The organism is Chryseobacterium sp. KACC 21268 (assembly GCA_028736075.1).
Taxonomy (GTDB): Bacteria; Bacteroidota; Bacteroidia; order Flavobacteriales; family Weeksellaceae; genus Epilithonimonas.
Genome location: CP117875.1, coordinates 3,786,073 through 3,800,836 on the forward strand (window position 1 = coordinate 3,786,073; position 14,764 = coordinate 3,800,836).

Below are 14,764 nucleotides of genomic sequence, written 5' to 3' on the forward strand. Positions count from 1 at the left end.
ATCGGTAAAATTTACCCTAAAAGAACAAAAATGAATTTAACAAAAAGATTATTTTTAGGATTAGGAATTGGCGTTTCTGCCTTTGCTTTTTCTCAAAACATTCAGCCGGTGCTTACCGGAGCCCCATTCCTAAGAATTTCTCCAGACGCGAGAGCTGGTGGTATGGGTGACCAGGGTGTTGTAACATCTACAGATGTTTTCTCTCAATTTTGGAACGCTGCGAAATATCCATTCGCAAAGGTATCATCAGGATTCGGGGTTAATTATACGCCTTATATGAGTAAGCTTACGAGTGATGTATTTTTACTATACGGATCTTACTACACTTTTTTGGGTGATGATGAGCGTTCTACTTTGAGTGCCAGTATCTATTACTTCAATATGGGAGATGTAGATTTGACAGACTTTGTAGGAAACGAGGTGATACAAGGTGGTACTGCGAAACCAAACGAATTCTCTGTCGATGTTGCTTATGGTTTGAAATTGACAGATAATTACTCAATGGCGGTTACTGGTAGATTCATCAGATCCGATATTGGTGGAGGTTTCAACTCCAACAGTACTTTGAAACCTGCTAATACTTTTGCAGTAGATGTTGCCGGTTACTATATGTCTCCAAAACACGAAAGTATCAGTGGCTACGAAGGTAGAGTGAAAGCTGGTTGGGCAGTTCAGAATCTGGGTCCTAGATTGGATTACACAGGTGATGAAGAATCCAGATCTTATCTTCCTACAATGGCAAGATTAGGTCTAGGCTATGATCTATTGATTGATGACCAAAACCGTTTCAGCCTAAGTGGTGAAGCTTCCAAAATTTTGGTTCCAGGACCAGACGAAACGACTGGAGATGTACCAAATGTAGGAGTAATCGAAGGGATTGGTAAATCTTTTGGTAATGAGAAAAGTATCATTTTCAGTGGTGCTGCCGAATATTCTTACGACGAGACTTTCGCCTTGAGAGCTGGTTATTTCACAGAAGCACCAGAACAAGGAGCTAGACAATATGCGACCGTAGGTGTTGGTTTCAAATATGCTTCTTTTGGACTGGATCTTTCTTACCTGATCAATACTTCAAAGATCAACTCTGCTTTGGATAATACTTTGAGATTTGGTTTGACTTGGAACATCGGTAGCGAAACTTACAACGCACAAGATTATTAATTAGATCGATTTAAAAATCATTTAAATAAAAAATGCCAGAGCTTCACGCTTTGGCATTTTTTTTAGCATTAACATAATTTCATTAATATCAATTTTAAATAGACTTTCCGTAAATTCGCCATATGAACTACAGTTCCGAACTCAAAAAATTCCTCACCAGCCAATACATCTATTCCGGAGCAAGGATCGCTTTGGCAATAGTGATTCCAAGTATCATCTTGGCGCAATTTGGTTTGCTTAAGGAATATTTTCTTTTCCCGCTCGGAACCAGTTTTGTAGGATTGACGGATCAGCAAGGTCCATTCATCCGAAGAAGAAATACATTAATCCTATCCATTTTTTCTTTCTTTCTCATCGCCCTTTTGGCCAGTTTGGTGAAGGAATTTCCGATTGCCGTGTATCTGGAGATCATCATTTTCGGATTTTTCTTTTCGATGATCGGCGTTTACGGTTTGAGACTCGCCACCTTCGGATCCATTGCGCTAGTAGTTCTGAGTATCTTTATTGATGGACATTTGACTGGTGAAGACATTCTGAAAAGCACCTTCATCTTTTTCTTGGGATGCGTGTGGTTTTTTGTGATTTTTATGATTGTCTCAAAGCTTCAGCCTTACAAGTTGGCAAGTCAGGTTGTTGGGGAAAATTATCTGGAATTAGCAGATTATCTTAGAATTAAAGCTAAATATTACACTAAAAATCCCGACTTCAATGAGTTACTGAATCAACTGATCACTCAACAGATCAAAATCAAAAATCATCAGGAAGACACGCGAGAGATTGTCTTTAAAACCAGACAGATCGTGAACGAATCTACTACGCAAAGTAGAATTCTAATGTTGATGTTCCTCAATTCCTTCGATCTGTTTGATAAGCTCTTGACTTCCGAAAACGACTACAAACGGATGACCCAGGTTTTTGGAGACACAACGCTGTTTCACAAGATCCACGATTATCTTTTGGCGATGGCAGATGAAATCACCAACCTCGGCATTTCGCTTCAAAGTGGTTTGACATTTAGACAAATTACCAATTTTGATAATGAACTAAAGAAAATCTACGACGATTTCTTCGACCACAGATCACAAAGATTTTCCTCAGAAACCTTGGAAGATTTTATGATGATGCGTCAGGTTTTGATGAGAATCACAGAGATCACAGACGAGGTGAAAACCATTTTGACCGTTCATTCTCAAGATAAAAAACTGGCCAAAAGTTTATCGTCAGGATTGGATTATTCGAAGTTTTTACCGAAAGAGGAAAAGATGAATTTGAAAGTTCTATTTTCTAATTTCTCACTTAATTCTGGACATTTTCGTCATGCAATTAGAGTGACGATTGCCTTATTGATTGGTTACATCGTCTCAAGATTTGAGATCCTCGGGATTGGGCATTCGTATTGGATTTTGATAACAATTATTGCGATTCTTAAACCCGCTTATTCCACCACCAAACACAGGAATCTTCTCCGATTGTTTGGAACCATTGCCGGCGGCGTAATCGCTTATATTATCTTGTATTATGTCAAAGATCCAGGCGCTATTTTGGTCATTCTTTTATTAAGTATGATTCTGTGTTTCAGTTTATTGAAATCAAAATATTTTTGGGCGGTTTTATTTATGACGATCTACATTTTCTTGTCTTTTAATTTCTTAAGACCTGGAAACGTGAATGTTATTTTTAAAGATAGAATTCTGGATACCTTAATTGGTGGTGCAGTGACTTTTCTGGTAGCCTACTTTATCTTGCCAGTTTGGGAACACACGCAGAATTTGGATCTGATGAAAAAATCGTCCAAAAGCAATCTCGATTATTTCCGATTGATCATGGATCATTTTATGAAGAAAGAATTACACGACCAGGATTTCCGGATTAGCAGAAAAAACGCGATCATCGATTTGGCGAATCTCTCCGACAACTTTCAAAGGATGATCTCGGACCCAAAAAACCAGCAAAGAAAATTGGAAACGGTTCACCAGTTTGTAACTACCACGCACTTGATCACGGCATACACCGCATCATTATCGCAATATGCAAAGTCTGGTCACGAGTTTCCGGAAATCGATTTTCAAAATTGGAAGATCAAGATCTCTGCAGAGTTGTTGCGCACTTCTTCCCTACTCTTCCAGCAAGATCTGGATGAACAGACGAGAACGGAAAGTCACATCAAGCCGGAAGATCAGGTTTTTGACCTTTTGGAAAAACGAAAAGCGGAATTGGAAAACCAAGCAATTTCAAATGAGCGAACGTTCACCGTCAGTCATTTGACCGAGATCAAGAACATCAGAGAACTTTTGGCACTGATCTACGACGTTGCGAAGGACCAAAGAAAGATTATTGAGGAATATCGCATCTATCAATCCACAACTGCGAAACAGTAATTATCAAAGAAATTGATTTTTGCTTTGAAGAAATCTTCATTCTGATCATCATAAACTCTGCATTTTACAGACAATTCCTCCTTTAGGTTGAACGGCAATACATCGTAATGCTTTTTCAAAGACCAATGTTTGCTGTGATGGATTTTGTAAAGCGCTTCTTTCACGCACCAGATCGCTGTCAGGAAATCCACTTCCTCCGCGTCATCAATGAAATTATTTTCGTGAAGGATAAATTTGTGTCGGATATTTTTGATTTTCTCTTTGCGCTTTTCGATATCGATCCCGATTTTATTTTTTGAGATCGCCAAACCTGCCAGCGGAAAAGAATGACTCACAGAGATCTGAAGATCATTAGGGAAAAGGTAAGGTTCACCGTCTTCTTTATAAAGGATCTTGTGATTGGGAAGCACCGATTTCAGCATTTTTCTCACCATCAAAACCTCAGCGATCTTGTTGGGATGATAGTTCAGGATCTTGTTTTGATTTTCCGGTTCCAGCAAGATCTCAGGGTCCAATTCTTCGGCCTTATCAAATTCCCAAATGAGAATGGTGGCAACATCGTCGGAAAGATCTTTGTAAAGTGGCATCGGAAATTATTGTTTTGCTAATTTAATAAAAACAAAATGATCACCAAAAATAAACCAACAATGCGCCCAACTTAAAAATTCCTTAAATTTTTATATTTAAGATGTTGTTAACAATTAAGCAAGTAAATTTGCAGTATCAAAATGAGAAATGGTATTATATATTTACTGATGTGCATTTTTCTACTGTTTACGGTAGAGAACAAGCAATCTCTTGATTTCCAGCCAGATTTCGGAAGTCAGAATACCTCATCTCAATTTTTTTCATTTGCAAAAAAGCACCGCTCCACCCATTCTTTGGAGAGAACCTCTTTGCAGCAGATCAATGATTCTTTGGATTCTCCGGAAGAATTTGATCTCGGTCTTTCAAACGCCTTCAATGCCATTGCAGTTCTAACTGTTTTTGGCTTAGGTTACCTTTTACATCTATATTTCAAACGTACTAAACAGAAATTCCACGAGCCGGAAACGATTATCTATTCGATAAAAAGGTTCATTCTGCTGCGTTCAATCCGTATTTAAACTTTACTTATTCAAAGACCTTATTACCCTTATTCCAAAGTGGTAACATTCCTTGTTGTCTTTGAGATTTCCCTATTCAACATTTCACTGAAATTGATGGTCTTTTTGATCATTGATTCAACATTCAATTAAAAAAATAAAACTTATCAAAAATGAAAAGAGTCACATTTTCTGTTGCTCTCAGCGCCTTGCTGATTATCTTTAGCTGTAAAGACAAAAAAGAAGAAAAAGAAGAAAAGGTCGTTTATCCCACTACCACAGCGGTAAAAATGGATACGGTCATCACCAAAGAATTTGTTTCCCAGATCAGATCGGAAAAGAATATCGAGATCAGAGCCCAGGAAAAAGGCTTTCTGGAAAAAATATATGTGGATGAAGGTCAGCACGTACAGGCCGGACAAGTGTTGTTTAAAATAATGCCTCAACTTTATCAGGCGGATGTTTTAAAGGCAAAAGCAGAAGTAGCACAGGCCGAGATCGAGCTACAGAATTCCAGTACGCTGGCCAACAGCAATGTCGTTTCCATCAACGAAAAAAGAATGGCAAAAGCAAAACTGGATGCTGCAAAAGCTGAATTGAATCTTGCTCAAACACACCTATCATTCACCACCATCAGAGCACCATTTTCCGGGATCATCAACCGTCTTCCGCTCAAGCTGGGAAGTCTTGTAGATGAAGGTGATTTACTCACAAGCCTTTCCGACAATGGCGGGATCTACGCTTATTTCAATGTCTCAGAGCCAGAATATATCAATTACCAAACGCACTCTGCTGAACGTGGCAACAACCAAGTTTCCCTATTAATGGCCAATGGCGAAGCATTCCCTGACAAAGGTATCATCCAAACCATTGAGGGTGAATTTGATAATGAAACTGGAAACATCGCTTTCCGGGCCAAATTCCCAAATCCAGATCAGTTATTGAGAAATGGCGAAACGGGAAAGGTACAGATGACAATGCCGTTGAAAAATGCGCTCATCATTCCACAAAAAGCGACCTACGAAATTCAAGATCAGATCTATGTTTTCGTGGTGGATAAGAATGGAAAAGTAAGTTCCAAAAACGTGAAGGTGGCTTACAATCTCCCAGATCTTTATGTGATCTCCGAAGGTCTTAATGAAAATGATAAGTTCCTGTTGGAAGGTGTCCAAAAAGTGAAGGACGACCAGAAAGTGGAAACCAAATTCCAAGATCCGAAGAAAGTCTTGAACTCTCTGAAACTACAGGCAAACTAAGATAAAAATGATAAATGATAATTGAGAAATGATTCCGACTCCTGGTCTAAAATCTTTTTCGTCTATCATCTATTGTCTAAAAAAATAATTCTTTATGTTTAAGAAATTCATTCGCAGACCAGTTCTGTCTATCGTGATCTCTTTGATCATCGTATTTTTAGGGATTTTATCTTTGGTAAAATTACCCGTTACCCAGTTTCCATCGATCTCACCGCCGAAAGTCAACATCACGGCAGAATATCCTGGAGCCAACAACGAATTGCTCATCAAATCTGTCGTTATTCCTCTGGAACGTGGACTAAATGGGGTTCCCGGAATGAAATATATGACTTCCGATGCAGGTAACGATGGTGAGGCTTCCATACAGGTTGTGTTCGATCTGGGAACCGACCCGAATGTTGCAGCAGTCAATGTTCAGAATCGTGTTTCATCGGTTGTCAATAAACTTCCGCCGTTGGTCGTGCGTGAAGGTGTGAAGATCACCCGTGAGGAACCGAATATGCTAATGTACATCAACCTTTACAGTGACGACCCAAAAGCTGATCAGAAATTCCTGTTCAATTATGCCGATATCAATGTGATGTCCGAGCTCAGACGGGTGAATGGTGTTGGTAATGCCGACATCCTGGGAACCAGAGAATATGCGATGCGTATTTGGCTGAAACCTGACCGAATGACAGCTTACGACATTTCGGCTGACGAAGTGATGGAAGCTTTGAATGCGCAAAGTTTGGAAGCATCACCCGGAAAAACAGGTGAAAGTTCCGGAAAACGCTCTCAGTCTTTTGAATATATTCTGAAATATCCAGGCCGTTTCAACAATGAGAAAGATTATGGGAACATCATCCTAAAAGCCAAAACCGATGGCGAATTTGTAAGGCTGAAAGATGTAGCTGATGTAGAATTTGGTTCATCGATGTATGACATCTACTCTACTCTGAACGGAAAACCGTCTGCCGCAATTACACTGAAACAATCTTACGGTTCCAACGCAAGCGATGTCATCAAAAATGTCAAATCATTAATGGCTGACCTGCAGAAAACAAGCTTCCCAAAAGGAATGCATTACGAGATCAGTTATGACGTTTCCCGCTTTTTGGATGCATCCATCGAAAAAGTAATTCATACGTTATTTGAAGCGTTTATTCTAGTGGCAATCGTGGTTTTCCTATTCTTGGGGGATTGGCGTTCGACTTTGATCCCGACGATTGCAGTTCCGGTTTCATTGGTTGGAACATTCGCCATTATGTCCGCTTTCGGGATCACATTAAATTTAATTTCACTCTTTGCTTTGGTAATGGCAATTGGAATCGTGGTCGATGATGCGATTGTCGTCATAGAAGCTGTTCACGCCAAGATGGAAGAAAAGCATCTCTCGCCGCTCAAGGCAACGGAAGAAGCTATGCACGAGATCAGCGGGGCAATCATTGCAATCACTTTGGTAATGGCTTCGGTGTTCATTCCGGTAGCATTTATGTCTGGTCCGGTTGGGGTTTTCTATCGTCAATTTTCCATTACAATGGTTTCCTCCATTATTTTATCAGGCGTTGTAGCATTGACTTTAACACCAGCTTTATGTGCTTTGATCCTCAAAAATAACCACGGTAAAGAGAAAAAGAAAACGCCAATCACCAGATTTTTGGATGGTTTTAATAACATCTTTACTGTTGGAGCAACTAAATATCACGGTTTGCTTAATAAAGTGGTAACCCGAAAAATGGTGACACTTCCACTACTTGTTCTTTTCTGCATCGGAACTTTCTTTTTGAGTAATAATTTGCCGACAGGATTTATCCCAAGTGAAGATCAGGGAATGATCTACGCCATCATCCAAACACCTCCTGGATCCACGCTCGAAAGAACGAATCAGATCGCATTGCAATTGCAAAAAGCTTCTGAGGATATTGATGGTGTTTCGTCTGTTTCATCTTTGGCTGGTTATGAGATCTTGACCGAAGGAACTGGATCCAACTCCGGAACGTGTCTGATCAATTTGAAAAGTTGGGACGAGAGAAAAGAATCTTCTACCGAGATCATCGAGCAATTGGAACAAAAAGCAAAAGAAATCCCTGGCGCTAACATCGAGTTCTTCCAACCGCCGTCAATTCCCGGTTATGGTGCTGCAGGTGGTTTTGAACTAAGACTGTTGGACAAAGCCGGAAGTGGTGATTATCACAAAATGGAAGAAGTAAGCAACGATTTTGTCAAGGAATTGAAAAAACGGCCTGAGCTTGGATCAGCATTCAGTTTCTACTCCGCAAGTTTCCCTCAATATATGTTGAAAATTGATAATGATCTGGCAGAACAAAAAGGCGTAACGATTGAAAAAGCAATGGACAATCTATCAACTTTGATCGGTTCCAATTACGAAACCAGCTTTATCCGATTCGACAGACCTTACAAAGTGATTGTCCAGGCAAGTCCGCAATATCGCGCTATGCCAACAGACATTCTGAAACTCTATGTGAAAAACGACAAAGACGAGATGGTTCCCTACTCCGATTTTATGCATCTGGAAAAAGTATATGGACTGTCAGAGATCACTAGACATAATATGTACAACTCTTCTGAGGTCAGCGGAACGCCGGCGCCTGGTTACAGTTCTGGAGATGCGATCAAAGCGATCCAGGAAGTGGCGGACAAAACCTTGCCAAGAGGTTTCGGAATCGATTGGGCGGGAATTTCCAAAGATGAAGTTTCCAGAGGGAATGAAGCGATCTATATTTTCTTAGTTTGTCTGGGATTTGTTTATCTGATCCTTTCCGCACAGTACGAAAGTTTCATTTTGCCTTTGCCAATCATTTTGTCGTTGCCAACGGGAATTTTCGGCGCATTTTTATGCTTAAGTCTTTTCGGATTGGAGAACAATATCTACGCACAAGTTGCGATGGTCATGCTCATTGGATTACTTGGAAAGAATGCCGTTTTGATCGTAGAATTTGCGGTTCAGAAGAAAGCGGAAGAAGGACTTTCGACCAAAGAAGCCGCGTTGCAGGGAGCTTCTCTAAGATTCCGTCCAATCTTGATGACCTCATTCGCATTCATCGCTGGATTGATTCCTTTGGCCTTGGCAACTGGACCTGGCGCGGTTGGAAACAGAACGATTGGAACAGCCGCAGCTGGCGGAATGTTGATCGGAACCATCTTCGGATTGATGATCATCCCAGGATTATACTACATTTTCGCCAACATTGCTGCAAAGTCCAAACTGACCTATTACGAAGAAGAAAATCCTTTAACAGAACAAACCGAACCTTACCAACACGATGGAAAATTTGAAGACCAATAAAAATTTAATAGCGACCGCATTCATTTCATTAATGTTAATTGGATGCAAAGCACCGATGGCAACCAAAATTCAGGATCAGGTGAAAGAAGCGATTCCTCAGAATTTTGATAACCAAAATATAGCCGAAAACAATTCCGGAATCACACCTTGGAAACAGTTTTTCACAGACCCAAATCTTGTCAATCTAATTGATAAAGCACTGAAAAACAACCAGGAATTGATGATCACATTGCAGGAAATCGAAATCGCAAAAAGCGACGTGATGTACAAAAACGGAAAACTGAGTCCAACACTTGCCGCAAAATTGGGCGCTGGCGTAAGCAAAGCCGGAAGATACACTTCTGAAGGTGCCGGCGACGCAACAACCGAAATAGAACCGGGACGAGAAATGCCAGAGCCATTAGGAAACTTCGAAGGTGGACTGATGGCGAATTGGGAAGTCGATATTTGGGGCAAACTCCGAACTGAGAAAAAAGCGGCTGTTGCGCATTATCTCTCAACAGTCGAAGGTAAGAATTTCGTGCTGTCAAGTTTGATTTCCGAGGTGGCTGACAATTATTATGAATTATTGTCGCTTGATAATCAGCTCGATATCATTCACCAATATATGGAATTGCAGAAAAAAGCCTTGGAAGTTGCGAAAATTCAAAAGCAAGCGATGGCTGCAACCGAATTGGCCGTGAAGAAATTCGAGGCTGAGTTGGCAAAATCCAGCGCGACCGAATATGACCTCAAACAACAGATCACAGAAAAGGAAAATTCAATCAATGCTTTATTGGGCCGTTATCCGCAACCAATTGTGAGAACGAAAGAGAGTTTTATGTCCATCGTTCCGCAGACGGTTTACACGGGAATCCCGTCCCAGTTGTTGGCCAATCGTCCCGACATTAAACAAGCCGAGCTGGAAGTGGAAGCGGCAAAACTGGATGTGGAAGCAGCGAGAAAAGAATTCTATCCAAGTCTGGAAATCAATGCGACACTTGGTCTGGAAGCTTTCAATCCGACCTATTTGGCGAAGTTGCCAGAATCTATTGCATTCAACCTGGTTGGCGAATTGGCTGGTCCGCTTATTAACAAAACGGCGATTCAATCCAGATTCAAAACCGCTGATGCTAAACAAATCCAGGCTTTGTATGAATATGACAAGACGATTCTAAGTGCTTACATCGATGTGGCCAATCAAATGTCGAAAATAAAAAATCTGGATAAATATTATGAATTGAAAGCGCAGGAATCAAAAGCGTTGGATGACGGAATCGGCATTGCGAACCAATTATTCAGAAACTCCCGAGCCGATTATCTAGAAGTCTTGATGAATCAACGTGACGCGTTGGACGCAAAGATGGAACTCATCGAAGCTAAAGAAAGACAATTGAGTTCGGTTGTCAATATCTACAAAAGCTTGGGTGGCGGCTGGAAGTAAACCGCTAACGGCTATTTGCTAATTGCATCTAGCTTTAAGTCTAACATCTAAATTACACTATTTTTTACTTGAAATGCTTTCGGAATTTTCCGGGAGCATTTTTTCATCAATTAAAAATAATAAATAAAATATACCGATTGGTATTTAAATTGTATATCTTTGCAAAGTCAATTCAATTTACAAAATGTCAAAAGCAGAGAAAACCAGACAGTTCATCATTGAAAGTACAGCGGAACTTTTCAACAAGAAAGGTTACGCCGGAACGTCTCTGGCAGATATTTCCGAAAAAACGGGATTGACGAAAGGTAGCATCTACGGGAATTTTGCGAACAAAGATGAAGTGGCAAAAGAAGTTTTTCGCTACAATGCAAAACGCCTGTCTTCTGCTATAGAAAATCAATTGAGTGCGACGATGACGACACGTGAAAAGCTCATCGCATTTTTGGATTATTACAGAAATTCTTGGGAGCATAATTTTTCCCGCGGCGGTTGCCCAATGATGAATACAGCGATAGAATCTGACGATACAATGCCTTTTTTGAAGACCGAGGTCGCCACGAGTTTTGCAAATTGGTCCACCAAAATAACAGTAATTCTGGAAGAAGGAAAAACCAAAAACGAAATTGTAAATTCTATCAACGCTTCAGAATATTCTTACTTATTTATAATGCTAATAGAAGGTGGCATTCTGCTTTCAAAAACTACCAACCATCCAAACCACCTATATCAGGCGCTGGACAGAATCATCAAAATCATCGACGCAGAATTAATCAAATAAAATTTTTTATCACAAAATATACCGACTGGTATTTTAAAACCAAATTATGAAAGCATTCATCACAAAACAGTACAGCAAGACAGAAAAATTGGAACTTACGGAAGTTCCCAAACCAAGCATCAAAGAAAACCAAGTTCTTTTAGAGATTCACTCAGCAAGTGTCAATCAACTCGATAGCAAACTCAAAAGTGGCGAATTCAAAATGATGCTGCCTTACAAATTACCTTTGATTCTGGGGCACGACGTTGCAGGAATCGTCATCGAAATTGGTTCAAAAGTAAAAAATATCAAAATCGGCGACGAAGTTTTCTCCCGCGTTCCCGACTTCCAAATTGGCGCATTTTCAGAATACATCGCGATAGATGAAGATTTTGTGGCTCCAAAACCAAAGAACATTTCGATGGAAGAAGCCGCTTCTATCCCACTCGTTGGCTTGACGGTTTGGCAGGCATTTATTGAAAAAGCAAATCTTAAGAAAGGTCAGAAAGTCTTTATCCAAGCTGGCTCAGGTGGCGTCGGGACTTTCGCGATTCAGTTGGCGAAACATTTGGGTGCCTTCGTAGCGACCACAACCAGTGAGAAAAATATTGAATTCGTGAAACAACTCGGAGCAGATTTGGTCATCGATTATAAAACTCAAGACTTCGAAAATATCCTGAAAGATTACGATTTGGTTCTCAACAGCCAGGACCAGAAAACATTGGAAAAGTCCATCAGAATATTGAAACCTGGCGGAAAGGTCATTTCCATCTCAGGTCCGCCAGATGTAGATTTTGCTAAGACAATCGGACTGAATTTCCTTCTTAGAACCGTAATATTCCTATTGAGTTTCAAAACCAAAAAATTAGCAAAAAAGCAAAACGTAGATTACGCATTCCTCTTTATGCAAGCCAATGGAAAGCAACTCACAGAAATCTCAAAACTCATAGAATCCGGAATCATCAAACCAACCATCGACAAAATATTTCCTTTCGAACAGACCAACGACGCAATGAATTATGTCGAAAGCGGACGCGCAAAAGGAAAAGTCGTTATCAAAATAAAATAACAAATCCATCATTATGAACACAAGCAACAACACCATCCTCATCACCGGCGGAAGCGCAGGAATCGGTTTCGAAATCGCTAAACTACTTTCCGAAAAAGGAAACAACGTCATCATCACCGGCCGAAATGAAGAACGTCTCCACCAAGCTGCGTCCAAACTTACAAACGTCAAAACCATCGTTTCAGACGCTTCAAAAGCAGACGATGTCGAAAAATTGGTCATTCAAGTCAAACAGGAATTTCCCCAACTCAATATCGTCATCAACAACGCTGGACAGGCTTTTGTGTTTGACATCACAGCAGAAAACGCCGGCGGATTCGAAAAAGCAGAAGCCGAAATGCTGACCAATTACCTTTCCGTCATCCGACTCAACGAGAAACTTTTACCATTATTAAAAACTCAGGACAACGCGGCGATTGTCAACGTTTCCTCCATCACAGCCTACGTTCCGAGCGGTTTGGCAACCTATTCCGCGAGCAAGGCCGCACTCCATTCTTACACCCAGGCATTGCGTTTTGCATTGGAAAAAGACACATCCATCAAAGTTTTCGAACTCGTACCGCCATTGGTCGACACCGAGTTTTCTGCACCAATTGGTGGAAAAACAGGAATATCTCCCACTTTGGTTGCCGAAGAATTGATTACAGCTCTAGAAACTGACAACTTCGAAATCCGCGTTGGGCAGACCGAAGACATCTACCAACTATCATTAGCCGCTCCAGCAGAGGCTTTCAGGGTGATGAACCAAACCAGAATTCAGGAAGTTTTGTAAATCATTGCAATTTGGGCAGCTTTTCCGCCTTCCACTCCCGCTATTTTTGGCCAAAGCTTTTACCAGCACCAAAAAATGAGCTCCGTTCAAGTCGGGCTGCAGATTGAAGTATAGAACAAGTTTTGTCACAAAAATTGGGAATTACCTTTCATAAGGAACATCCAATCAATTTAAAAACTGAAATTAGAAAATCAAATGCCTAAATTTGCGGATTCTTATTCCTTACATAATAGTTCAGGAACAGAGATGAAGGCAGAAACCTGAGAATATTCTTTTCTCTAAATTAGTCTGCCTACAAAATATTTAAAATTTAAAAATCAGATAAATGAAACGAGTTGTAATCACCGGAATGGGAGCCGTAACACCTTTGGGAAATGATGTCGAAACCTTTTGGAAAAATAGTTTGGCTGGAGAAAGTGGCGCTGCAACCATCACGCACTTCAATCCGGAAAAATTCAAAGTTCAGTTCGCTGCGGAGGTCAAAAACTTCACGCCCGAAAAATATCTGGACAGAAACGAAATCAAACGAAGCGACCTTTTCACACAGTTCGGAATCTATGCTGCAGCCGAAGCAATGGAAGATTCTGGTTTGGACCTGGCAAGCATCGACCCTTTTGACATCGGTGTGATTTGGGGAACAGGACAAGGCGGAATGCAAACCTTTGAAGATGATGTAGTCGCCTTTGCTACAGGCGATGGAACACCAAGATTCAGTCCGTTCTTTGTTCCAAAACTGATTGCCAATATGGCTTCCGGAATGATATCGATGAAATATGGACTTCGCGGAATCAATTACACGACAGTTTCTGCTTGTGCAACTGCAAACACCGCATTTATGGATGCCTTCAATTACATCCGTTGGGGAAAAGCGAAAGTCATCGTTAGCGGTGGTTCGGAAGCGCCAATCACGCAAGCTTCTGTCGGCGGATTCTCATCGATGAAAGCTATGTCCACCAGAAATGAAGACCCACAAGCAGCAAGCCGACCTTACGACGTAGAACGCGACGGTTTCATAATGGGAGAAGGTGCCGGCGCATTGATTCTGGAAGAATACGAACACGCCAAAGCAAGAGGCGCAAAAATCTATGCAGAAATGATTGGTGCTGCAATGACCGCCGACGCGTATCATATGACCGCGCCACATCCTGAAGGAATTGGAGCAGCAAAATCTATGGAATTGGCTCTTGAAGACGCCAACATCACGTCCGACCAAGTTGATTATCTGAATCCACACGCTACTTCTACACCACTTGGAGACTTGGCAGAACTGAATGCCGTTACCAAAGTTTTCAAAGGAAGTCCGAACCTGGACATCAGCGCAACCAAATCTATGACTGGCCATTTGCTGGGAGCAGCTGGCGCGGTTGAAGCCATCTTATGTATCAAAGCGATTCAAAACAGCATCATTCCGCCGACCATCAATATTTCAAATCTTGATGAGAATATTCCGGAAGGCATCAATATCGTGACTGAGCCGAAACAAAAGGAAATTAATATCGCGATGAGCAATGCTTTTGGATTTGGAGGACACAACTCGACGGTGATTTTTAGGAAGATTTAATTAAAATAAACTT

Annotated in this window: 11 protein-coding genes; 10 read left to right on the forward strand and 1 reads right to left on the reverse strand. The window is 40.8% G+C overall.

Translation table 11 applies throughout. From position 1 onward, the window contains the following. Positions 1–30 precede the first annotated feature (30 nt). Positions 31–1,161, forward strand: coding sequence for a type IX secretion system outer membrane channel protein PorV (porV, locus tag PQ459_17310; GenBank protein WDF46646.1), 1,131 nt, complete (start codon positions 31–33; stop codon positions 1,159–1,161). Between the two features lie 122 nt (positions 1,162–1,283). Further along, positions 1,284–3,539 carry an FUSC family membrane protein gene (locus tag PQ459_17315; GenBank protein ID WDF46647.1) on the forward strand — a complete coding sequence of 752 codons (2,256 nt, stop codon included), beginning with the start codon at positions 1,284–1,286 and terminating at the stop codon, positions 3,537–3,539. Here the strand turns inward: PQ459_17315 and PQ459_17320 are convergent. Then, on the reverse strand, positions 3,515–4,126 hold the full coding sequence (locus tag PQ459_17320) for a 4'-phosphopantetheinyl transferase superfamily protein (GenBank protein ID WDF46648.1): 612 nt from the start codon (positions 4,124–4,126) through the stop codon (positions 3,515–3,517). The genes PQ459_17315 and PQ459_17320 overlap by 25 nt on opposite strands. Before the next feature lie 141 nt (positions 4,127–4,267). Here PQ459_17320 and PQ459_17325 point away from each other — a divergent pair, with 141 nt between their 5' ends. The 8 genes from PQ459_17325 to fabF all read left to right on the forward strand — a co-directional run bounded on the left by PQ459_17325 (position 4,268) and on the right by fabF (position 14,751). Further along, entirely contained in the window at positions 4,268–4,645 is a 378-nt protein-coding gene (locus tag PQ459_17325) for a hypothetical protein (protein ID WDF46649.1), read from the forward strand. A gap of 152 nt (positions 4,646–4,797) precedes the next feature. Beyond that, a complete protein-coding gene (locus tag PQ459_17330) occupies positions 4,798–5,880 on the forward strand; it encodes an efflux RND transporter periplasmic adaptor subunit (GenBank protein ID WDF46650.1) in 1,083 nt (360 codons plus the stop codon). A 94-nt stretch (positions 5,881–5,974) separates the two neighbouring features. Continuing rightward, on the forward strand, positions 5,975–9,169 hold the full coding sequence (locus PQ459_17335; protein ID WDF46651.1) for an efflux RND transporter permease subunit: 3,195 nt from the start codon (positions 5,975–5,977) through the stop codon (positions 9,167–9,169). Next, the gene (locus tag PQ459_17340) at positions 9,147–10,592 is read left to right on the forward strand and encodes a TolC family protein (GenBank protein ID WDF46652.1); all 1,446 of its coding nucleotides are present in this window, start codon (positions 9,147–9,149) and stop codon (positions 10,590–10,592) included. Before PQ459_17335 ends, PQ459_17340 begins: the two co-directional genes overlap by 23 nt. A 184-nt stretch (positions 10,593–10,776) precedes the next feature. Next, positions 10,777–11,370, forward strand: a complete 594-nt coding sequence (locus PQ459_17345) for a TetR/AcrR family transcriptional regulator (protein ID WDF46653.1) — start codon at positions 10,777–10,779, stop codon at positions 11,368–11,370. A 46-nt stretch (positions 11,371–11,416) separates the two neighbouring features. Further along, on the forward strand, positions 11,417–12,418 hold the full coding sequence (locus PQ459_17350; GenBank protein ID WDF46654.1) for an NADP-dependent oxidoreductase: 1,002 nt from the start codon (positions 11,417–11,419) through the stop codon (positions 12,416–12,418). Positions 12,419–12,431: 13 nt separating this feature from the next. Next, positions 12,432–13,190: an SDR family NAD(P)-dependent oxidoreductase gene (locus PQ459_17355; protein WDF46655.1), complete on the forward strand. Its 759-nt coding sequence runs from the start codon at positions 12,432–12,434 to the stop codon at positions 13,188–13,190. Between the two features lie 325 nt (positions 13,191–13,515). Further along, positions 13,516–14,751, forward strand: a complete 1,236-nt coding sequence (gene fabF / locus PQ459_17360) for a beta-ketoacyl-ACP synthase II (protein WDF46656.1) — start codon at positions 13,516–13,518, stop codon at positions 14,749–14,751. Positions 14,752–14,764 lie beyond the last annotated feature (13 nt).

Excerpts from the sequence above, each read along its gene's own strand:
- porV (WDF46646.1), top strand. The coding sequence starts at position 31 with ATGAATTTAACAAAAAGATTATTTTTAGGATTAGGAATTGGCGTTTCT.
- PQ459_17315 (WDF46647.1), top strand. The coding sequence starts at position 1,284 with ATGAACTACAGTTCCGAACTCAAAAAATTCCTCACCAGCCAATACATC.
- PQ459_17320 (WDF46648.1), bottom strand. The coding sequence starts at position 4,126 with ATGCCACTTTACAAAGATCTTTCCGACGATGTTGCCACCATTCTCATT.
- PQ459_17325 (WDF46649.1), top strand. The coding sequence starts at position 4,268 with ATGAGAAATGGTATTATATATTTACTGATGTGCATTTTTCTACTGTTT.
- PQ459_17330 (WDF46650.1), top strand. The coding sequence starts at position 4,798 with ATGAAAAGAGTCACATTTTCTGTTGCTCTCAGCGCCTTGCTGATTATC.
- PQ459_17335 (WDF46651.1), top strand. The coding sequence starts at position 5,975 with ATGTTTAAGAAATTCATTCGCAGACCAGTTCTGTCTATCGTGATCTCT.
- PQ459_17340 (WDF46652.1), top strand. The coding sequence starts at position 9,147 with ATGGAAAATTTGAAGACCAATAAAAATTTAATAGCGACCGCATTCATT.
- PQ459_17345 (WDF46653.1), top strand. The coding sequence starts at position 10,777 with ATGTCAAAAGCAGAGAAAACCAGACAGTTCATCATTGAAAGTACAGCG.
- PQ459_17350 (WDF46654.1), top strand. The coding sequence starts at position 11,417 with ATGAAAGCATTCATCACAAAACAGTACAGCAAGACAGAAAAATTGGAA.
- PQ459_17355 (WDF46655.1), top strand. The coding sequence starts at position 12,432 with ATGAACACAAGCAACAACACCATCCTCATCACCGGCGGAAGCGCAGGA.
- fabF (WDF46656.1), top strand. The coding sequence starts at position 13,516 with ATGAAACGAGTTGTAATCACCGGAATGGGAGCCGTAACACCTTTGGGA.